Origin of the sequence: Leifsonia xyli (genome assembly GCA_001647635.1) — a bacterium.
Taxonomy (GTDB): Bacteria; Actinomycetota; Actinomycetes; order Actinomycetales; family Microbacteriaceae; genus Leifsonia; species Leifsonia xyli_A.
Window position 1 is genome coordinate 2,770,847 of sequence record CP014761.1, and the last position, 19,513, is coordinate 2,790,359.

A 19,513-nucleotide genomic window follows, 5' to 3' on the forward strand; every position below is an offset into this window, starting at 1 on the left:
AGCATACGCTCGCCGCGGCCCGTCGAACGTGACGCGACGGGCACCGGCTGAGGTCGCCGTGAACCACGAGGGGCGCGGATCGCTCCGCGCCCCTCGCCGCCCTCAGTGAGCCACCACCGGCTCCGGCGCGTCCGTCGGCTCGCCGGACGCCTCGCCGCGGTCGATGGACGCAGGTGCGGCCGAGCGACGGCGGTACAGGAAGGCGGTGAGCACCGCGCCGAAGGCGAAGAAGCCCGCGCCCCACCAGTACGCCGTGGCGTAGCTGTGCACCGCCGCCTCGGCGACGACGGACGGGGTCGGGGGCAGGTGGGCGGCGAGGTAGTCGGTGGCGGCGGTCGCGGCGAGTGTGTTCAGGAGCGCCGTGCCGATCGAGCCTCCGACCTGCTGGCTCGTGTTGACCATCGCCGACGCGACGCCGGCGTAGCGGCGGTCCACCCCGAGCGTCGCTGTCTGGATGGCCGCGGGCATCGTGGAGCCCATCCCGAATCCCAGGATCATGAGCGGCGGCAGGAGGTCGGCGGCGTAGTTCGCCGTCACGCCCAGGTGCGTCAGGTAGACCATGCCGGATGCGGCGATCGTCATGCCGATCGGGACCATGACCTTCGGGCCGAAGCGCGGGACGAAGATGTTCGTCGACAGCTGCGCCGCGAGCACCAGCATCACGATCATCGGGAGGAAGCCGAGGCCGGTCTGGATGGGGGTGAAGCGCAGGGTGGCCTGGAGGTAATACGTGACGAAGAGGAAGATCCCGAACATCCCGGCGCCGGCGATGAGGATGGCACTGTACGACGCGCCGCGGTTGCGGTCCAGGACGATGGGCAGCGGCAGGAGGGGGTGCGCGGCCCGGCGCTGCCACAGCACGAAGGCGATCAGCAGCACCCCGGAGGCGGCGAGGAACGCCCAGGAGAGCGGCGAGTCCCAGCCGTCGGACTCGGCGTTCGAGAAGCCGTAGACGAGGGAGAACAGGGCGGCGGAGACGAGCAGCGTCCCGGGGACGTCCAGCTTCGGCCGGGGTCCGCTGCGCGGGACCGTGGTGACGAAGAGGGCCGCGCCGACGATCGCGACGATGGCGATGACCACGTTGATGTAGAGGTTCCAGCGCCAGTCGAGCTGCTCGGTGAGCACGCCGCCGAGGAGGAGGCCGACGGCGCCGCCCGCACCCGCGATGGCTCCGAAGATGCCGAACGCGCGGGCGCGCTCCTTCGGCACGGTGAAGGTGGTGGTCAGCACGGCGAGGGCGGTCGGGGCCAGCAGCGCGCCGAACGCGCCCTGGAGGGCGCGCGCTCCCACGAGCATCCCGAACGTTCCGGCGGCGCCGCCGAGCGCCGACGCGCCCGCGAAGCCGATGAGGCCGATGATGAACGCCCGCTTGCGGCCGATGAGATCGGAGAGGCGGCCGCCGAACAGAAGGAGGCTGCCGAAGGCGAGGGAGTAGGCGGTCACGACCCACTGCCGGTCGGCGTTCGAGAAGCCGAGGTCGGCCTGCGCGGAGGGCAAGGCGATGTTGGCGACGGTCGAGTCGAGCACGACCATCAGCTGGGCCAAGGCGACCGTGACGAGCGTCCACCAGCGCCGGGTGGAGGGCGCGGGCGCGTCGGGTGCGGCCGTCGGTGAGGAGGGGGAAGTCTGCGACATGGGGGTCAGCATATACGAAACTGGCAAGTTCCGGATCTCTTTTGTTCAGAAATTCATCTAGACTTTATTCCGTGACGGACACTTCAGCCCCGGCGACGAAGCTCGGGCGCAAGCGGGACCACACCCGCGACCCCGAGATCCTCGACGCCGCCCTCGATGTGCTGGCCGAGGTCGGCTACGACCGCATGACCATGGATATGGTCGCCGCACGCGCAAAAGCCGGGAAGGCGACGGTCTACCGCCGCTGGCCGTCGAAGGCCGATCTGGTCGTCGAGGCGGTCGCGTGCATGAAGAAGTCGGACCTCGACCCGTCCGACCTTCCCGACACCGGAACCCTCCGCGGCGACCTCATTGCCATCATGAAGCCGCACAACGTCGTCGACGCCGAGAAGAAGCTGCGGGTCATGGCCGGCCTCGTCTCGATGCTCGCCGAGAATCCGGAGTTCGGCGACGCCGTCAACGCAGCCATCGTCGAGCCGCGCGCCGCGATCAACCGCAAGCTTTTGCAGCGGGCTGCCGACCGCGGCGAGATCCGGCCCGACGCCGACATCGAGCAGCTGGCGCTGCTCGGCCCGTCCATGGCGTCGTACCGGGTGCTGGTGCTGCGCAAACCTGTCGACCGGGCGTTCCTGCTCAGCGTGCTCGACGACATCCTGCTGCCTGCGGCGGGGGTGCGGGAGCAGACGGCGGCAGGTCAGTAGCCTGACCCACATGAGCATGGAGCCGGAGCCGGTACTGGACCTCACCACGCTGACCCCGAAGCGCGCCTACGTGCTGCGCTCGCCGACGGGGGAGGAGCTGCTCGCGGTCTTCGGCGGTCCCGCGGAGGACTCCGACGGCGCGACGTTCTTCGCCCACGCACCGGGGTTCGACGGCGAGGTGACCGTGCTCCCCGCGGACGGCTGGAACGTGCTGCGGGAGCATCCGGCGGCCGACGAGTGACCGACGCCATGCACGGAGCCGAGTCCGAGCGCCTCCAGCAGGCCGAGGACGGCACGGCGGCGTGGCGGGACTGGGGACCGTACGTGTCCGAACGTGCCTGGGGCACGGTGCGGGAGGACTACAGCGCCGATGGGGATGCCTGGGAGTTCTTCCCCCACGACCACGCCCGCAGTCGCGCATACCGCTGGAACGAGGACGGCATGGCCGCCTTCAGCGACCTCCGGCAGAACTGGTGCCTCGGGCTCGCCCTGTGGAACGGGACGGACCCCATCCTGAAGGAGCGGATGTTCGGGCTGACCGGACCGCAGGGCAACCACGGCGAAGACGTCAAGGAGTACTGGTGGTACCTCGACGGCACGCCGACGCACTCGTGGAACACCTGGCGGTACCACTACCCGCAGGCCGCCTTCCCGTACGAGAACCTGATCGAGACGAATGCGGCGCGGGGCCGGCTCGAACCGGAGTACGAGCTCGTCGACACCGGGATCTTCGACGACGGCCGGTACTGGGTGGTGACGGTCGACTACGCGAAGGCCGGCCCGCACGACCTGCTCATGCGCATCACGGTCGAGAACGCGGGCCCGGAGGCCGCGTCCCTCCATGTGCTGCCTACTCTCTGGTACCGCAACACGTGGTCGTGGGGTTACGACGTGGCCAAACCGGAGTTGCGGTGGGATGGCGCGAACGTCGTGGGCACCGGACCCGGCGGTGCGGTGACCCTCGGCGGCGACGGCGCACCGGACCCCCTGTTCTGCGAGAACGAGACGAACACGGGCCGGCTCTTCAACGCCGCGGGCTCGCCTCCGTACCCGAAGGACGGGATCAACGATCACGTCGTGAGCGGCGCCGCGACGGTGAACCCGGACCGGGTGGGGACGAAGAGCGCCCTGCACTACGAGCTCACCCTGGGCCCGGGGGAGACACGCGAGATCCGGGTGCGGCTGGCGGCGCCGGATGCGGAGGCGGACGCGTGGGACTTCGGCTCCGGTTTCGAGGAGGTCATGAGTCGCCGCAAGGCGGAGGCCGACGCCTTCTACGCGGCGATCCCGGGGAGCCCCTCCGACCCGGACGAGGCCCGCGTGATGCGCCAGGCGTTCGCGGGTCTGCTGTGGTCGAAGCAGTACTTCCACTTCAACGTGAGCAAGTGGCTCGACGGCGATCCCGCCGGTCCCACCCCGCCCAGCGGCCGGGGCCTCGTCCGCAATGGCGACTGGCGGCACTTCGACGCCGACGACGTCATCCTCATGCCCGACCCGTGGGAGTACCCCTGGTTCGCCTCCTGGGACCTCGCCTTCCACTGCGTGACCATGGCGCACATCGACCCGGCCTTCGCCAAGGCCCAGCTCATCCTGCTGCTCCGCGAGTGGTACATGCACCCGGACGGCCAGCTGCCCGCCTACGAGTGGAACTTCTCGGACGTCAATCCGCCGACCCACGCCTGGGCGGCCCTCCAGGTGTTCCTCATCGACGGCGGGACGGACGAGCGGTTCCTCGCCCGCGTCCTGCACAAGCTGCTGATGAACTACACCTGGTGGACGAACAGCAAGGACGCCGATGACGACGACCTGTTCGAGGGCGGCTTCATGGGCCTCGACAACATCGCGCCGCTGAACCGGTCGACGCTCTCCCCGAGCGTCGGCATCCTGGAGCAGGCGGATGCGACAGGATGGATGGCCGCGTACGCGCTCGACCTCCTGGAGATCGCCCTGCGGCTGGCCCGCTCGGACGACGTGTACGAGGACATCGCCGTGAAGTTCGCCGAGCAGTTCCTGCGGATCGCCGCCTCCGCCAACGGCTCCGGGATGTGGGACGAGGACGACGCGTTCTTCTACGACGTCCTGCACCTGGCGGACGGTCGCGACGTCCCCTTGAAGGTGCGCTCCCTGGTGGGGCTGGTCCCGGTGGTGGCGTCCCTGTCGTTCGACGACCCGGGGATCAGCACCCTTCCCGAGTTCCGTGCGATCCTGCGTCGGTACCTCGACAGGCACCCGGAGCTGGGGGCGGCCTTCCACCCGCGGCGGTTCGGCGCGCGAGCGACCTATCTGCTCGCTCTGGTGTCGCCGGAGCGGCTGACGAGCGTCCTGAAGGAGGTGTTCGACCCGGCGGCGCTGCTGAGCGACCACGGCATCCGGGGCGTCTCCGCGTACCACCGGGAGCATCCATTCGTCGTGGAGGTCGGGGGAGTCGAGGCGTCGGTCGACTACGAGCCCGCCGAGTCCACCTCCGCGCTCTTCGGGGGCAACTCGAACTGGCGCGGACCGGTGTGGTTCCCGCTCAACGCGCTGCTGATCGCATCCCTGAGGCAGTACGAGTCCCACGGCGAGACCGGCGTCCGGATCGAGGATCCGCTCGGCTCGGGGACGGCGATGACGCCCGGCCAGGCGGCGGCCGACCTCTCGCGGCGTCTGATCTCGCTGTTCCTGCCGGGCGAGGACGGTGTCCGGCCGTCGGATGCGCGCTACCCGCTGCTCTCCACCGATCCGCGGTGGCGCGACAACATCCTCTTCTACGAGTACTTCGACGGCGACACCGGTCAGGGGCTGGGCGCCTCCCACCAGACCGGATGGACGGCGATGGTGGCGCATCTCATCCTGACCCGGAGGCGCGGACGATAGCGGTTCGGTTCATACGACCGGGAGCGTGCATTCACAGGTGCGGCGGTTAGCTTCCCTGCATGGACGAACCTGTTCTGCTGCTGCCCCAGAAGGCCGCCGCATACCTGGGGATCTCGGAGCTGGCCGTCCACCGGCTGATCGCAGCGGGGAAGATCCGGACGGTCTTCTTCCGCGGGGTTGTCCGCCTTCCGGTCTACGAATTGGACAAATACCGGGAGAGCGAATCGGCCGACTGATCGACGACGGCCGCCGCGAGCAGGTCGCCGACGAGCGGGCCCATCGTCAGCCCGGCCGCGCCGAAGCCGGCGTTGAGGTAGACGCCGTCGACGCCGTCGAGGGCGCCGACCGTGGGTAGCTCGCCGTTCGGGAGCGGGCGGAGGCCCACGCGGGTCTCGATCAGGGTCGCGTCCGCGAGTCCCGGCGCGACCGCGAGGGCGTTCTCCAGCACCTGGCGCTGGCCCTCGGCGGTGACGCGCGGGTCGAAGCCGCTGCCGGTCTCCCGGGTGGCGCCGACGGCGACGCGGGAGTCGTCGAACGCGACGAGGTAGTGGCTGGCGACGGGATTTACGGAGGGCCAGTCACGCGTGTCCGCGGAACCGACCCGGAGGTGGGTGATCTGGCCCCGCTGCGGCTCCACCCCCACGCGGCGGCCGAACGGCTCGAGCACGCGGTCGGTCCAGGCGCCGGTGGCGAGGACCAGGGCGTCCGCCTCGAGGGCGCGCCCGTCCACCCGCACCGACCATCCACCGGCGTCGGTCGGGGACACGGCCGCCGTGCCCGGTACGACGGACGCCCCGAGCGCCCGCGCGCCCGCGAGGAGCCCGGCCCGCAGCGCCCGTCCGTCCACGCGCGCCCCGCCAGCGATGTGGATGCCCGCGAAGCCGTCACCCAGGGGAGGGAACAACTCGCGGGCGCGTTCCGCGGAGACCCGGGTGACGTCGCCCATCGCGGCGGCCGTGGTCCTACGCGCGGCGAGCCGATCCTCCACCTCGTCGATGACGGCGGCGTCGCGGTTGACGACGAGCGCTCCGGACCGCCGGTAGCCGATGTCGGGCACCCCGACCGCGGACAGCTGCGCGATCAGCTCGGGGTAGAAGTCGGCGCCCGCGGCGTACAGGTCGTAGAAGGCCCCGTCGGCGGCGGAGCTCCACGGCTGGATGATCCCCGCCCCCGCGGCTGTCGCCTGGCCGGTGAGCTCGGCATCCACGAGCGTGGCGGCGACACCGTGCCGGCTGAGGGCGAACGCGGTCGACGCCCCTGCGACTCCCGTTCCGACGACGACGGCGGTTCTGGTGCGCATGCTGCTCCCTCTGGGCGGTTCGGCGGTCGAGTCCATTCAAACGGATCCGCTCTCCCCGGACGCGCCCCGACGGAGCAGAATGTCCCCGACCGCAGCCGATCCGCAACCACGAGGAGGACGGCATGTCCGCATCCACCGCTGCGAGCGACGCGCCCGATCGCCTGCGCCGCCGGTCCCGCGAGGCGCTGATCGCGCTGGCCGTGCAGTACCTGCTGGGCATGGCCGCCAATCTCATCGGCGAGCCGGAGGGCGGCTTCGCCGTGGCCGTCGACTGGGTCGTCATCATCCTGCACATGCTGATCGCGATCGGCCTGGTCGTGATCGCCGTCCGGCTGCTCCTCGCCGCCCGGCAGGCGCAGCTCGGCATCCGGTTGGCGGTGTGGGGGCTCGTGGTGATAGCGATCACGTTCCTCGCCGGGGTGCTGACGATCTCGATCGGGAGCGATTGGGCGTCCTACGTGATGGCCACCGGCTTCCTGGTGGCGGCAGCGCTCTACGCGGGCACGTTCCTGGCGTCGTACCGCGCGCAGGTCGCGACCCGCGGGTGACGCGAGCCGATCAGCGGCGCGCCTTGCGGGCCGCGCGGTTGCGGGCGAGCACCCAGCCGGTGATCCCCCCGATGACGAAGACGATCAGCACCAGGAGCCACGTCGGCAGCTGCACCTGACCCCACAGCACGAAGATGGTCGCCTTATCGCCTCCCACCCCGTTCTGAATCGCGATGACGATGAGCAGGACGACCAGCACGATGGCGAGCCATTTGCGTTTGAGGAACTCGACGAACCTGTTCCCACCCGATGCGCCCCGCCCCGTGTCGCTCATGCGGTCAGTATGGCGTCGGTCGCCCTCCGCGGGAAGCGGGAGACGGGACCGGTCAGCGCGAACCCGTCGCGAGGTAGCGGCCGAGCGTCTCGATCAGGCCCTTCGTGCCCTGCTCGCGCCCGTCTCCGTCGTCCCAGAACCGGTCGAAGAAGACGCCGTGCTCGGTGTGGGTGTACCGCGTTCCGCCGTCGACCGGTTCGAACTCGAGCGAGGCCACCGAGGTGGACATGTGGTCGCCGTCCAGCCACATGTCGTACGTGGTCACGATGCGGTTGTGCTCGACGATGTCGGTGTAGGTGGCCACATAGCGGGACACCGGTCCGTTGTGGAACTTCGCCTCGGCGATGTCGCGGCCGCCGACGCGGAAGTCGAACGCCCACTCGCGGGCCTCCTCCATCGCGTCGCCGGCGCCCCACCAGCGGAGCTTCTCGTCCTCATCGGCGAACGCGTCCCACACGCGCTCGATCGGTGCGGGGTAGTCGCGGCTCAACGAGAAGCCGGAGCGCGCGATCCGTCGTTCTGTCATCATCCGTGCCCCCTGCCTCTAGCGGGTGAGGGTGACGTGGATCACGCCGGTCTCGGCGACCTCCGACGTCACGGTGTAGGCGGAGTCGAACCCGGCGAGGTCATCGAAGAGCCGATGTCCGCGGCCCAGGAAGATTGGGGCGACCATCAGGTGCAGGTCGTCGACCAGCCCGGCGCGGAGGAAAGAGCGCGCGGTCTCATAGCCGCCGCCGATCCGGACGTCCTTCCCCGACGCGGACGCGGCCTCCGTCGCCTCGGCCAGCACCTCCTCGACCGAGGTGTCGCGGAAGTGGAACGTCGTCCCGCCCTCCATGTCGATGGGAGGCCGCTGCGCACTGTGCGTGAGCACGTACACGGGCGTCCCGAACGGCGGCCGGTCGCCCCACCATCCCTTCCACTCGGGGTCGTCGGGGAACGCGTGGAGGCCGAACATCCCGGCGCCCATGATCTCGGCGCCGATGTTCTCGAAGAAGGCCCTGGCGTATGCATCGTCGACGCCGGTCGTTCCGGCACCCGCAGTGTCGCCGAAGATCTTCTCGTGGAAGGTGCGGGTGCCCGCCCAGGCTGCGGTGAGACGGCCCCAGTCGGGACCCATGGGCTCCTGGGGCGTGGCGCCCTCGGGTTTCGGCGTATAGCCGTCGAGTGAGGCGAAGAGGTCCATGCGGACGCGTGTCATGTCAGTACTCCTTCGGAGCGGTGCGGATGAGGTGGATGCCGAGCTGGTCGGCTTGACGCTCGGCGGGCGTGCGCTGCTCGCCGAGCCAGACGTGGAGGACGTCGAGCGCTCCCGGGCGCAGGCTGACCGTGCGGACGCGGCCGTGCTTCTCGGAGACGACGACGCCGGCCCGCTCGAGGATGCCGAGGTGCTGCAAGAAGGAGGGCAGCGCCATGGGGAACGGCTCCGCGAGCTCGGAGACGATCGCCGGTGCCTTCGCGAGCCGCTCGACGACCGCGCGTCGCGTCGGATCGGCGAGGGCCCGCAGCACGGCATCCAGCTCGACGGAATAGTTAGGCACATACCTAACTATGGAGGTCTCGGGGTCGGAAAGCAAGAGCCGGATGAGATGTTGCACTCCGTCGAAGGGCACCACCAGAATGTCGACGTGGAGGTCCGTCTGCCGGGAACCGGCCGCGTCGAGGCGTTCAGTGACGGGGTCTTCGCCATCGCGATCACGCTGCTCATTCTCGAGATCCACGTGCCGTCGGACGCGGCGCATCTGCTCGACGAGCTGCTGCAGCTCTGGCCGTCGTATCTGGCCTAGGTCGTCACGTTCCTGCTGATCGGCCTGGTCTGGGCCAACCACCACGTGATGTTCGACTTCCTGCCGATCGGCGGGATCGTGGTGTTCGCGTTCCTGATCCTCTTCTACTGGCTCCCGCCGCAGCGGGCGCACCGACGTACCGGGGATTACAAATCAAGAAAAATCTAGACAAATAGAAACGTTTGTTACAAGCTGGCGGAGTCCCTCATCCCGACCAAGGAAAGGCCCGCCCGTGGCTCCTTCGTTCCGCACACCTCTTCGTCTCAGCGCCGCGACGATCGTGCTCGCCGCTCTGTCGGCGACCGTCGTCGGATGCTCCTCGACCGGAGCGGCCGAACCGGCCGCCGCCGCATCCGTCACCGTCGACGGCGTCAGCATCTCCGTCGACAAGGCGGCTCGCGCCCTCCTCCCGCAGAAGTACGTGGACGCCGGCACCGTTGCCGTCGCCTCGGACGTCCCCTACGCGCCGTTCGAGTTCTACGCGTCCGAGGGCAGCGACACCATCACCGGAGTCGACTACGACCTCGGCCAGGCGATCGGGGCGAAGCTCGGTGTGAAGCTCCAGTTCGCGCAGCAGACGTTCGACGGCATCATCCCCGCGATGCAGGCGGGCAAGTTCCAGGCCGCGATGTCCGCCATGACCTCGAGCGTCGCCCGGATGGACGTGCTCGACTTCGTCGATTACTCCGCCTCCGGCACCGGCATCCTCGTGAAGAAGGGCAACCCCGACAAGATCCGCACGTTCCTCGATCTGTGCGGCAAGCCGGTCGCTGCACAGAGCGGGACGAAGCAGGTGGAGCTCGTCGCGACCTGGCAGGACGAGTGCAGCGCCAAGGGCAAGAAGCCGATCGCGCTGTCCGAGTTCCCCAAGGACTCCGACGGCCAGCTCGCCATCACCAGCGGCAAGGTCGTCGCCAGTGTCGCGACGAAGCCGAGCGCCGGCTACGTCGCCAAGTCGACGAACGACGGGAAGACCTTCCAGGTCGTCGAGGACCCCGCGGCGCCCACCGGCTACGACGCCACGCTCAACGGCATCGGCGTCATGAAGGGAGACAAGCTGGCGGACGCCATCCAGGGGGCCCTGCAGTCCCTCATGGACGACGGCACCTACGGCAAGATCCTCGACCACTACGGTGTCGCCGGGATCGCGGTTCCGAAGGCCACGATCAACGGGGCGAAGCAGCAGTGACGACCGCACCGCACACCGCGCTCCCGCCGCGGCACGACGCCGTGCGGCCGATCGCGCCCATCCAGACCGTCCCGCTGCGTCACCCGGGTCGATGGATCGCGGCGATCGTCGTCGGGGTGGCCTCGGCGCTCTTCGTGATCGGCTTCGCCCAGAACCCGACCCTGGACTGGCCGACGGTCGGCGCGTACCTGTTCGCCCCGACCACTCTGAGCGGTCTCGCGACGACCATCTACCTGACGATCGCCGCCATGGCGATCGGGCTGGCGGGCGGCATCGTCATCGCCGTCATGCGGCTCTCGCCGAACCCGGTGCTGCGGGTCGTGAGCGGCCTCTTCGTCTGGGTGTTCCGCGGAACGCCGGTGCTCCTCCAGCTGATCTTCTGGGGCTTCATCGGCGCGTTCATCCCGAAGCTCGTGATCGGCATCCCGTTCACGAGCATCCAGTTCTGGTCGGTCTCGACGGCAGACCTCATCCCGGCGACCGTCGCGGCACTCCTCGCCCTCGGGCTGAACGAGATGGCGTACGCGGGCGAGATCGTCCGCGCGGGCATCCTGGCCGTCGATCCCGGCCAGACGGAGGCGGCGCACGCGCTCGGCATGACGTCGGGCACGACGTTGCGCCGAGTCGTCCTCCCGCAGGCGATGCGGATGATCGTGCCCCCCATGGGCAACGAGGTGATCACGATGCTGAAGACGACGTCGCTGGTGGCGGTGATCGCCGGCCACGACCTGATGAGCAACATCCAGACCGCGTACGCGCAGAACTTCAAGATCATCCCGCTGCTGATCGTGGCCGGGATCTGGTACCTGATCCTGACGAGCATCCTCACCATCCCGCAGATGTGGTTGGAGAGGCGTTTCGGGCGCGGCGTCGTGGCGCACCGGCCGAGCCTCGCCGACCGGATCGCCGGCCTCTGGAAGGGAGCCGACCGATGAGCGCGATGGTGCAGGCGGAGGACGTCCGCAAGCGCTTCGGCGCCCTGGAGGTGCTGAAGGGGATCTCGCTCGAGGTGGAGCGGGGACAGGTCGCCTGCCTGCTCGGTCCCAGCGGCTCGGGCAAGTCGACGTTCCTCCGCTGCATCAACCACCTGGAGCGGCCGGACGCCGGCCGCATCCGGGTCGACGGTGAGACGGTCGGCTATGCGGAACGCGGCGGCAAGCTGTTCGAGCTTCGCGAGCGCGAGGCGGCCGCGCAGCGACGGCGTGTCGGCATGGTGTTCCAGCGCTTCAACCTCTTCCCGCACATGACTGCGGCCGAGAACGTGGTGGAGGCGCAGATCCAGGTGCTCCGCCGGCCGAGGGTGGAGGCGCGGGCCAAGGCGATGGAGCTCCTGGAACAGGTGGGCCTCGGCGCGAAGGCCGGACAGTACCCGTCCGCGCTCTCCGGGGGCCAGCAGCAGCGCGTCGCCATCGCTCGGGCGCTCGCGATGGATCCCGAGCTGATGCTCTTCGACGAGCCCACGAGTGCCCTCGACCCCGAGCTGGTCGGGGAGGTTCTCGACGTGATGCGGGGACTCGCCGAGTCCGGGATGACGATGATCGTCGTCACGCACGAGACCGGGTTCGCGCGCGAAGTCGCCGACACGGCCGTCTTCATGGACGGCGGCGTGGTGGTCGAGTCGGGGACCCCGCAGCAGGTGCTGGTCGAGCCGCAGGAGGCGCGCACGCGGGCCTTCCTGTCGAAGGTGCTGTGAGCGGCATGACGGACACCGTTCCGGCCGGGCCGCGTCTCACCAGCACCGAACTCCTCGCACTCAGGGATGCGGCCGCCGCCGCGATGCCGTCGTTCCGGGCCGATCTCGCCCACCTGGTCGGAATCGACTCGGGCTCGATGGATCGCGCGGGCGTGGACCGGGCCGGTGAGTGGGCGGCCCGCAGCCTCAGCGCGTGCGGCTTCTCGGTCGAATCCGTACCCACCCCGGCCGTCGCAGGGCAGCGCTTCGGGGCGGTCGTCGTGGGCCGCAGGCAGGGCAGCGGAACGGGGGTGGTGCTGGTGTTCGCGCACCTCGACACGGTCTTCCCGCGGGGGACGGCGGTCGCGCGGCCGTACCGGGAGGAGGGGGCGCGAGCCTTCGGCCCCGGTGTCTGCGACGACAAGGCCGGGGTCGCGGCCACGCTCCACGCGATCCGCACCCTGGCTTCGTCCGGGCGCGACGACTTCGGGGAGCTCATCGTCGCCTTCACGCCGGACGAGGAGGTGGGGTCTCCCGCCAGCCGTGAGATCCTGCACTCGCTGGCGACAGAGGCGGACATCGCGCTGTGCATGGAGTCGGCGCGCGAGAACGGAGACCTGGTCGCCGCGCGCAAGGGCATCGCCGAGGTGCGCGTCCAGGTCGAGGGGCGCGCCGCCCACTCCGGCGTCGAGCCGCAGCGCGGAATCAACGCGGCGCTCGAAGCGGCGCACTTGACCGTCGAGCTGCAGGCGCTCTCCGGATCGCGGGAGGGTCTGACGGTGAACGTCGGACGGCTGGAGGCGGGAACCCGCTCCAACGTGGTGGCCGCCGAGGCGAGCCTCTCCGTCGAGGTGCGCGCCGAGCGTCGCGCCGACCTCGTGGCCGTCCTCGACGCCATCGACCGCCGGGCGGCCGCACCCGCGGTCGCCGGGGCCGTGATCTCGGTGGTGCGGGACGACGTCTGCCCGCCGCTCGAAGCGGCATCCACCGGCCGGCTCCTGGCGCTCGCGCAGCAGCTCGGTGGCGAGCTCGGCCTCCCGCTCCGCGGCGCTGCGACCGGCGGGGCGTCCGACGCCAACTTCGTCGCAGCGGGCGGCATCCCGGTGCTCGACGGCGTCGGCCCGGTCGGGGGCGGCGACCACTCGCCGGCCGAGTGGCTGGATCTCGCAGGGGTGCCCGATCGGGTGGCGCTGCTCTGCGGACTGATCCTGCGCGGGGCGCGCGCGGGGACACCGTGAACAGCTCGTCCACGGCATCCACGGTGACCGGACCCGCTACTGTCGGAGCCGGAGGTGGAGGCATGTCGCAGCCCGGGGTGGCCGAGTCGATCCGGCAGCGGATGGGGGAGTGCTCGCCCGCCGAGCGCAAGGTCGCGCGCGTGCTGCTGGCCTCCTATCCGTCGGCCGGGTTCGAGACGGTGGCCCGGCTTGCCGAGCGGTCCGGGGTCAGTGGGCCCACGGTCGTCCGATTCGTCACGCGGCTCGGCTATACGGGGTTCCCGGACTTCCAGCGTGCGCTCCGCGAGGATCTGGACGAGCGGTCGGCGTCGCCGAGCACGATCTACGCGCGCGGCGAGGTCCCGGGCGATCCCCGCGTCGACCTCGTCGAGCGTGCCGCCGAGATCGCGGTCGGGACGCTGCAGCGAACGTTCGAGCGGCTGGTCCCTCACGATCTGGACCGCTCGATCGCCCTGCTCGCCGACGCCCGCCGCGTCTTCGTCGCGGGTGGACGCTACAGCGGACTGCTGGGTCAGCTGCTCGCGCAGCACCTGCAGCAGCTCCGCCCGGGGGTGTCCGTGCTCGCTCCCGAGCCGTCGGCGCGCGCCGCCCAGGCCGCGGATCTCACGCGGCACGATCTCCTCGTGGTCTTCGACTACCGGCGCTATGAGCCGCACCTCCTCGCCCTCGCCGCGCAGGCGCACCGCGATCACCTGCCGGTCATCCTCTTCACGGATGCCTGGCTGTCGCCGATCGCGTCCGATGCGGATGTGGTGCTGCCGAGCGAGACGGCGGCGCCGTCGCCGTTCGACGCCCTGACTCCCGTGCTCGCTCTGGTCGAGACGGTCGTGGCGGGAGTCCTGGAGCGACTGGGGAGCGTCGCGACGGAACGCATGGCCGCCACCGACCGCGTGGCGGATGAGCTCGGCCTGTACTGAGCGTCCGTGAGCGGCGGCGGCGGGTGCAGAATGCGGACATGAGCGAATCCGTCGTGCTCGTCACGGGCACCTCCTCCGGCATCGGTCTCGCGACCGCCGTCCATGCGGCGCAGCGGGGCTTCCGCGTCGTCGCGACCATGAGGGACACGGGGAGGGCCGGTCCCTTGCGGGCGGCGTCCGAGGCGGCGGGGGTGGAGCCCGACATCCACGCCCTGGATGTGACCGATCCGGACTCGATCGAGGCCTGCTTCGCGTACCTGCGGTCGACGTACGGCCGTCTCGACGCCGTGGTGAACAACGCCGGCGCCGGCCACCTCGGCAGCATCGAGGTCGAGTCCCTTGCGGCCGTCCGCTCGGTGATGGAGGTCAACTTCTTCGGCGTCGTCGCGGTGACCAAGGCCGCACTGCCCCTCCTGCGGGAGGCCGGCGGTCGGCTCATCACCGTCTCGAGCGTCGGCGGCGTCGTCGGGCAGCCTTTCAACGAGGCGTACTGCGCAGCGAAGTTCGCCGTCGAAGGCTTCATGGAGTCGCTGGCGCCCGTCGCGTCCGCCCTGGGAGTGCGGGTGACGGTCGTGGAGCCGGGAGCCGTGAGCACGGAGTTCGTCTCGAACGTGCAGGCGCAGGAGCCGCTGCCGGTGCAGGGGACTCCGTATGCCGGCCTCCTGGACGCGTACCTCGCCCGGACCGCCGCCGCCTTCGATCCCGCTGCCGCTCAGACCGCCGACGGCGTGGCCGAGGCGATCGTCGCGGCCCTGGCCGACCCGGATCCGGCTGCTCGCATCCAGACGTCCGAGGCGGCCCGGAAGTTCGCGGGCATCAAGCTGAGCGATCTGGACGGCTCGCACGTGCAGAACGTCACCCGCCATTGGATCGCCGGAGCCTGAATCAGCCGGCCGTGCCCCCGGACGGCTGATCAGCCCGAGCGGGTCCGGGGTCTGATCTAGGCTGACGGCATGGCGGGAGGGGCAGCGGATCACCGGAGCGTCGCCGCTCGGGTCTTCGCGATCGCCGACGCCTTCGAGCGTGGCGACGAGCTCACGCTGAGCGAGGTGTCCCGCCGCGCCGCCCTGCCGGTCTCGACGACGCACCGACTGCTGTCCGAGTGGGTCGACTGGGGTGGTCTGGTCCGCGGGAGGACGGCCGCTACCGCGTCGGCATCCGGCTCTGGCGACTCGGCGCTCGACAGCCGACTGCGCGGCGGCTGCGCGAGGTGGCGCGCCCGTACCTGGACGATCTTTTGGAGGCGACGGGGGAGCACGTCCACCTCGCGATCCGGGACGGCCTCGGCGCGGTCTACCTGGATCGTCTCTCCGGTCGCGGCGCCGTCCCGGTCATCAGCGACGTCGGCACCGAGCTGCCCTTGCACGCGACGGGCGTGGGGCTGGTGCTGCTCGCGCACTCGCGGCCCGAGGTCTTCGACGCGGTCGTCGCCGCCGGACCGCGGAAGTTCCTGCCCAACACGATGACGGGCGAACGGGAACTGCGGTCGCGCCTGGCGGAGATCCGGGCGACCGGCCTCTCGGTCACGGTCGAGGAGCTGACGCGCGGCGCGTTCTCCGTCGCGGCGCCGATCCGGGATGCGGGCGGCGAGGTCGTCGCGGCGGTCTCGATCATCGCGCACGCGGAGCGCAAGGACGAGCCGCAATTCGCGCTGGGCGTGCGAATGGCGGCCCGCGGGATCACGGACGCCCTGCGGTCGGCCGCGCCGTAGGGGACGGGATTCGTCTTCCACTGGACGGAAACCCGTCCGCGCACGCCTCCCGGCGCGGCGAGCATGGACACACCTTCCCGACGTCGTGAGAGGCAGAGCATGCGCACCCAGGTCGCCATCGTCGGAGCGGGTCCCGCGGGGCTCCTCCTCGGCCACATCCTGCGCCGTGCGGGCATCGACTTCGTCATCCTCGAGCAGAAGAGCCGCGAGTACGTGCTCGGGCGCATCCGCGCCGGGGTGCTCGAGCAGGGCTCCGTCGACATCCTGCGCGACCTCGGGCTCGATGCCGACCTGGAGGCGCGCGGACTCACCCATCACGGCATCTACCTGCAGTACGAGGGCACGCGTCATCACCTCGACTTCGTGGACCTGGTCGGCCGCACGGTCACCGTCTACGGCCAGCAGGCCCTCGTGGCGCACCTGCTGGCGGAGCACGACCGTCTCGGCTCCGACGTCCGCTTCGAGGTGGAGGGCGTGAGCCCCCGCGATATCGACACCGACGCGCCGTACCTCCTCACGGGCGACGGCGAGCGCATCGACTGCGACCTCGTCGTCGGCGCGGACGGCTACCACGGCGTCTGCCGTCCGGCCATTCCCGGCGTCACCGCGCTGGAGCGCGGCTACCCGTACGCCTGGCTCGGCATCCTGGCCGATGTGGCGCCGTCGACCGACGACCTGATCTACGCGCTGCATCCCGACGGCTTCGCCATGCATTCCATGCGTTCGCCGCAGGTGTCGCGGCTCTACCTCCAGGTGGATCCGTCGGAGACCATCGACGAGTGGTCAGACGACCGGATCTGGGACCAGCTCCAGAACCGGCTCGGCGTCGACGGCTGGACGCTGTACGAGGGGACGATCACGGAGAAGTCGATCACGCCGATGCGCAGCTTCGTCGCCTCGACGCTCCAATACGGGCGGCTGTTCCTGGCGGGCGACGCGGGCCACATCGTGCCGCCGACCGGCGCCAAGGGGCTCAACTCCGCCATCGCCGACGTCACCCTTCTCGGCCGGTCCATCGCCGCGTCCTACCGGGGTGACCCGTCCCTCCTGGCCCGCTACAGCGCGGCGGCCCTGGCCCGGCAGTGGAAGGTGCAGCAGTTCTCGCAGTGGATGACGGAGATGCTGCACGTGCACCGGGAGATCGAGGATGCGTCGACCCGCGCCTTCCGGTACCGCAGCCAGGTGGGGCAGCTGGAGTACACGACCGGGTCCCGTCACGCTCAGGCGGCGCTCGCCGAGCAGTACGCGGGCCTTCCCTTCTGAGGTGGAACGATGACCGAAGCGACCCAGGACCAGATCACGCGCGAGATCGCGGAGGCGCAGGCGGCCGCCGCCGCGTCGCGACCGCTGCCGACGCATCCGTTGCGCGATTTCGCGCCCTACCGCAGCTCGACGCTGCGCCACCCGAAGCACGAGCTGGTGCGCGCGGACCCGGAGGAGATCGAGCTCGTCTCGCCGGCGTTCGGCCACTCGGATGTGGCGCCGGAGGAGAGCGACCTGACCATCCAGCACAGCGGCGAGCCACTGGGAGAGCGGATCATCGTGTCCGGCCGGGTGCTCGACGGCGAGGGGCGGCCGGTGCGCGGGCAGCTGATCGAGGTGTGGCAGGCGAACGCGTCGGGCCGGTACGTGCACAAGCGCGACCAGCATCCCGCGCCCCTCGACCCCAACTTCACCGGGGTCGGTCGCACCATCACGGGCGACGATGGTTCGTACCGCTTCGTCACCATCAAGCCGGGGCCGTACCCCTGGAAGAACCACCGCAACGCCTGGCGGCCGGCGCACATCCACTTCTCGCTGTTCGGGTCGGAGTTCACCCAGCGGCTCGTGACCCAGATGTACTTCCCGACCGACCCGCTGTTCGCCCTGGACCCGATCTACCAGTCCATCGTCGATCCGGCCGCCCGCGAGCGGCTCAAGGCGAGCTACGATCACGACCTGAGCGTGCCGGAGTGGGCGATGGGCTACCGCTGGGACATCGTGCTGACCGGCAGCAGGGCCACGTGGATGGAGCCGGAGGAGGGCGACCATGCCTGAACAGACCCCCTCGCAGACGGTCGGGCCGTTCTTCGGCTACGCGCTGCCGTACGACGGCGACGCGGAGGTGGCGTCGAGGGCGGACCCCGCGTCCATCCGCCTGCACGGCACGGTGTACGACGGTGCGGGCGAGCCGGTGCCGGATGCGATCCTCGAGATCTGGGGCCCCGACGCCGCAGGAAGGCCCATCCGCCAGCGCGGGAGCCTGCACCGCGACGGGTATACGGTGACCGGCTTCGGCCGAGCCGCGGTCGACCGCGCGGGGCACTACACCTTCACCACGGTGCGGCCGGGTGCGCCCGCCGACGGGCGCGCGCCGTACATCCTGGTGACCGTGTTCGCGCGAGGCCTGCTGCACCACCTCTTCACGCGCGCGTACTTCGCGGAGGAGGACCCGTTCCTGGAGCGCGTCCCCGTCGAGCGCCGGCGCACCCTGCTGGTCGAGCAGGACGGCGAGCGCAGCTACCGCTTCGACATCCACCTGCAGGGCGACGACGAGACCGTGTTCCTCGACTTCGTAGGGGACGGCCGTGGCTGACGCGTTCGACTGGGGGCTGCTGGAGCCCGCGGGTGAGGCGGGGACCATCGCCTCCGACGACCGGATCCTGGACGCCATGGTCGATGTGGAACGCGCGCACCTCGGCGCCTGGGGCGGCCTGCTCGGGGTGGAGACCACCTCCACGCTGGAGGCGGGAGACCTGGACCGCGCGTCTCTGCTTCGCGACTCTCGGCGGGCGGGCGTTCCGATCGTCGGCCTGGCGCAGGCGCTCCGCCAGCAGGGCGGCGCGCTCGTGCATCAGGGCATGACGAGCCAGGATGTGATGGACACGGCGCTCATGCTGATCTCCCGCGATGTGCTGACGACCGCACGGGCTGGTCTCGTCGCCGCCGGGTCGAGCCTCGCCGCGCTGGCGCGCGAGCACCGCGGCACGCCGTTCGCGGTCCGCACCCTGACGCAGGAGGCGGAGACCTCCACCCTCGGAGCGGTGATCGGCGGCTGGCTCGATGTCATCTCCTCCGCCCTCGAGACGGTCGACGCGGTCGCGTTCCCGCTGCAGCTGGGCGGCGCTGTTGGCGACGGCGACGCGTTCGCACGGCTCTCCGGGCATCCGGACGCCGTCCACGAACTCCGGCGACGGATGGCGGCCGTGCTCGGGCTGACGGACCCGGCGCGCGCCTGGCATACCGACCGCTCACCCGTTCTCGCGGTGACGCGCGCGAGCGCGAGCGTCTGCTCGGCGGGCGGACGCATCGGCCGCGACCTCGCCCTGCTGGCGCGGGACCAGATCGCGACGCCGATCCACGGCGGCGGCTCATCGGCGATGCCGCACAAGCGGAATCCTGTGGACGCCGTCCTCCTCGTCGCGAACGGCCTGCGGGTCGGCGGTCCCTTGGCCGTCGTGCAGACGGCCTCGCTCAGCTATGACGCCCGGCCGGCCGGGGAGTGGCACGCCGAGTGGCAGGCCTGGCGTGAGACACTGCGGCTGGCGGCCGAGAGCGCGTCGCTCCTCGAACATGCGGCGGGTGACCTCGTCATCCAGGTGCGTCGCCCGGACGGCCCGGCAACCGGGATCCCGCGTGCAGCAACCGTCGTGGACGCGGCGCTGAGCAGGTTCGAGCGGCTCGCGGACGGAGGACGATCGTGACC

The 19,513-nt window shown here is 70.7% G+C and carries 22 protein-coding genes; 16 read left to right on the forward strand and 6 right to left on the reverse strand.

Annotated features, from left to right (window positions below):
- Positions 1–102: 102 nt before the first annotated feature.
- On the reverse strand, positions 103–1,647 hold the full coding sequence (locus A0130_13630) for a Puromycin resistance protein pur8 (GenBank protein ID ANF32572.1): 1,545 nt from the start codon (positions 1,645–1,647) through the stop codon (positions 103–105).
- Between the two features lie 59 nt (positions 1,648–1,706).
- Here A0130_13630 and A0130_13635 point away from each other — a divergent pair, with 59 nt between their 5' ends.
- Genes A0130_13635 through A0130_13645 form a run of 3 tightly spaced genes read left to right on the forward strand, consistent with a single transcriptional unit; the run spans position 1,707 to position 5,192 of the window.
- On the forward strand, positions 1,707–2,336 hold the full coding sequence (locus A0130_13635) for an AcrR family transcriptional regulator (protein ANF32573.1): 630 nt from the start codon (positions 1,707–1,709) through the stop codon (positions 2,334–2,336).
- A 10-nt stretch (positions 2,337–2,346) separates the two neighbouring features.
- Complete coding sequence (locus A0130_13640; GenBank protein ANF32574.1) at positions 2,347–2,577, forward strand: hypothetical protein; 231 nt, start codon at positions 2,347–2,349, stop codon at positions 2,575–2,577.
- Between the two features lie 8 nt (positions 2,578–2,585).
- Positions 2,586–5,192 (forward strand): glucosidase, encoded by a 2,607-nt coding sequence (locus A0130_13645; GenBank protein ID ANF33445.1) that lies wholly within the window; start codon positions 2,586–2,588, stop codon positions 5,190–5,192.
- A 193-nt stretch (positions 5,193–5,385) separates the two neighbouring features.
- On the opposite strand, the gene A0130_13650 is transcribed toward A0130_13645, so the two are convergent.
- A complete protein-coding gene (locus A0130_13650) occupies positions 5,386–6,492 on the reverse strand; it encodes a hypothetical protein (GenBank protein ID ANF32575.1) in 1,107 nt (368 codons plus the stop codon).
- Positions 6,493–6,614: 122 nt separating this feature from the next.
- On the opposite strand from A0130_13650, the gene A0130_13655 reads away from it, so the two are divergent.
- Positions 6,615–7,040 (forward strand): hypothetical protein, encoded by a 426-nt coding sequence (locus A0130_13655; protein ID ANF32576.1) that lies wholly within the window; start codon positions 6,615–6,617, stop codon positions 7,038–7,040.
- A gap of 10 nt (positions 7,041–7,050) precedes the next feature.
- On the opposite strand, the gene A0130_13660 is transcribed toward A0130_13655, so the two are convergent.
- The 4 genes from A0130_13660 to A0130_13675 are packed head-to-tail and all read right to left on the reverse strand — an operon-like array spanning position 7,051 to position 8,855.
- Positions 7,051–7,314, reverse strand: coding sequence for a hypothetical protein (locus A0130_13660; GenBank protein ANF32577.1), 264 nt, complete (start codon positions 7,312–7,314; stop codon positions 7,051–7,053).
- 52 nt (positions 7,315–7,366) lie between these two features.
- On the reverse strand, positions 7,367–7,843 hold the full coding sequence (locus A0130_13665; GenBank protein ANF32578.1) for an ATPase: 477 nt from the start codon (positions 7,841–7,843) through the stop codon (positions 7,367–7,369).
- Between the two features lie 15 nt (positions 7,844–7,858).
- On the reverse strand, positions 7,859–8,515 hold the full coding sequence (locus A0130_13670; GenBank protein ANF32579.1) for a deaminase: 657 nt from the start codon (positions 8,513–8,515) through the stop codon (positions 7,859–7,861).
- Position 8,516: 1 nt separating this feature from the next.
- Positions 8,517–8,855 (reverse strand): transcriptional regulator, encoded by a 339-nt coding sequence (locus A0130_13675; protein ANF32580.1) that lies wholly within the window; start codon positions 8,853–8,855, stop codon positions 8,517–8,519.
- A 48-nt stretch (positions 8,856–8,903) separates the two neighbouring features.
- Between A0130_13675 and A0130_13680 the strand changes: the two genes are divergently transcribed.
- The 12 genes from A0130_13680 (at position 8,904) to A0130_13735 (ending at position 19,511) form a co-directional block, all read left to right on the forward strand.
- Positions 8,904–9,101 carry a hypothetical protein gene (locus A0130_13680; protein ID ANF32581.1) on the forward strand — a complete coding sequence of 66 codons (198 nt, stop codon included), beginning with the start codon at positions 8,904–8,906 and terminating at the stop codon, positions 9,099–9,101.
- Between the two features lie 280 nt (positions 9,102–9,381).
- Positions 9,382–10,290 carry a hypothetical protein gene (locus A0130_13685; protein ID ANF33446.1) on the forward strand — a complete coding sequence of 303 codons (909 nt, stop codon included), beginning with the start codon at positions 9,382–9,384 and terminating at the stop codon, positions 10,288–10,290.
- 41 nt (positions 10,291–10,331) lie between these two features.
- A complete protein-coding gene (locus A0130_13690; protein ANF33447.1) occupies positions 10,332–11,225 on the forward strand; it encodes an ABC transporter permease in 894 nt (297 codons plus the stop codon).
- Complete coding sequence (locus tag A0130_13695; GenBank protein ID ANF32582.1) at positions 11,222–11,983, forward strand: ectoine/hydroxyectoine ABC transporter ATP-binding protein EhuA; 762 nt, start codon at positions 11,222–11,224, stop codon at positions 11,981–11,983. The genes A0130_13690 and A0130_13695 overlap by 4 nt, the downstream gene beginning before the upstream one ends.
- A 5-nt stretch (positions 11,984–11,988) precedes the next feature.
- On the forward strand, positions 11,989–13,200 hold the full coding sequence (locus tag A0130_13700) for a hypothetical protein (protein ID ANF33448.1): 1,212 nt from the start codon (positions 11,989–11,991) through the stop codon (positions 13,198–13,200).
- Between the two features lie 62 nt (positions 13,201–13,262).
- Positions 13,263–14,117, forward strand: coding sequence for an RpiR family transcriptional regulator (locus A0130_13705; GenBank protein ANF32583.1), 855 nt, complete (start codon positions 13,263–13,265; stop codon positions 14,115–14,117).
- 38 nt (positions 14,118–14,155) lie between these two features.
- On the forward strand, positions 14,156–15,001 hold the full coding sequence (locus A0130_13710) for a short-chain dehydrogenase (protein ID ANF32584.1): 846 nt from the start codon (positions 14,156–14,158) through the stop codon (positions 14,999–15,001).
- 353 nt (positions 15,002–15,354) lie between these two features.
- A complete protein-coding gene (locus A0130_13715; protein ANF32585.1) occupies positions 15,355–15,828 on the forward strand; it encodes a hypothetical protein in 474 nt (157 codons plus the stop codon).
- A gap of 99 nt (positions 15,829–15,927) precedes the next feature.
- Complete coding sequence (locus A0130_13720) at positions 15,928–17,091, forward strand: 4-hydroxybenzoate 3-monooxygenase (GenBank protein ANF32586.1); 1,164 nt, start codon at positions 15,928–15,930, stop codon at positions 17,089–17,091.
- 9 nt (positions 17,092–17,100) lie between these two features.
- Positions 17,101–17,865: a protocatechuate 3,4-dioxygenase subunit beta gene (locus tag A0130_13725; GenBank protein ANF32587.1), complete on the forward strand. Its 765-nt coding sequence runs from the start codon at positions 17,101–17,103 to the stop codon at positions 17,863–17,865.
- Entirely contained in the window at positions 17,858–18,403 is a 546-nt protein-coding gene (locus tag A0130_13730) for a protocatechuate 3,4-dioxygenase subunit alpha (GenBank protein ANF32588.1), read from the forward strand. The genes A0130_13725 and A0130_13730 overlap by 8 nt, the downstream gene beginning before the upstream one ends.
- A complete protein-coding gene (locus A0130_13735; protein ID ANF32589.1) occupies positions 18,396–19,511 on the forward strand; it encodes a hypothetical protein in 1,116 nt (371 codons plus the stop codon). Before A0130_13730 ends, A0130_13735 begins: the two co-directional genes overlap by 8 nt.
- The last annotated feature ends 2 nt before the right edge of the window (positions 19,512–19,513 follow it).

Bases quoted from the DNA above. Each gene is read 5' to 3' on its own strand.
- A0130_13730 (ANF32588.1), top strand. From the start codon at position 17,858: ATGCCTGAACAGACCCCCTCGCAGACGGTCGGGCCGTTCTTCGGCTAC.
- A0130_13705 (ANF32583.1), top strand. From the start codon at position 13,263: ATGTCGCAGCCCGGGGTGGCCGAGTCGATCCGGCAGCGGATGGGGGAG.
- A0130_13650 (ANF32575.1), bottom strand. From the start codon at position 6,492: ATGCGCACCAGAACCGCCGTCGTCGTCGGAACGGGAGTCGCAGGGGCG.
- A0130_13700 (ANF33448.1), top strand. From the start codon at position 11,989: ATGACGGACACCGTTCCGGCCGGGCCGCGTCTCACCAGCACCGAACTC.
- A0130_13645 (ANF33445.1), top strand. From the start codon at position 2,586: ATGCACGGAGCCGAGTCCGAGCGCCTCCAGCAGGCCGAGGACGGCACG.
- A0130_13720 (ANF32586.1), top strand. From the start codon at position 15,928: ATGCGCACCCAGGTCGCCATCGTCGGAGCGGGTCCCGCGGGGCTCCTC.
- A0130_13680 (ANF32581.1), top strand. From the start codon at position 8,904: ATGTTGCACTCCGTCGAAGGGCACCACCAGAATGTCGACGTGGAGGTC.
- A0130_13660 (ANF32577.1), bottom strand. From the start codon at position 7,314: ATGAGCGACACGGGGCGGGGCGCATCGGGTGGGAACAGGTTCGTCGAG.
- A0130_13655 (ANF32576.1), top strand. From the start codon at position 6,615: ATGTCCGCATCCACCGCTGCGAGCGACGCGCCCGATCGCCTGCGCCGC.
- A0130_13695 (ANF32582.1), top strand. From the start codon at position 11,222: ATGAGCGCGATGGTGCAGGCGGAGGACGTCCGCAAGCGCTTCGGCGCC.
- A0130_13670 (ANF32579.1), bottom strand. From the start codon at position 8,515: ATGACACGCGTCCGCATGGACCTCTTCGCCTCACTCGACGGCTATACG.
- A0130_13710 (ANF32584.1), top strand. From the start codon at position 14,156: ATGAGCGAATCCGTCGTGCTCGTCACGGGCACCTCCTCCGGCATCGGT.
- A0130_13725 (ANF32587.1), top strand. From the start codon at position 17,101: ATGACCGAAGCGACCCAGGACCAGATCACGCGCGAGATCGCGGAGGCG.
- A0130_13630 (ANF32572.1), bottom strand. From the start codon at position 1,647: ATGCTGACCCCCATGTCGCAGACTTCCCCCTCCTCACCGACGGCCGCA.
- A0130_13640 (ANF32574.1), top strand. From the start codon at position 2,347: ATGAGCATGGAGCCGGAGCCGGTACTGGACCTCACCACGCTGACCCCG.
- A0130_13665 (ANF32578.1), bottom strand. From the start codon at position 7,843: ATGATGACAGAACGACGGATCGCGCGCTCCGGCTTCTCGTTGAGCCGC.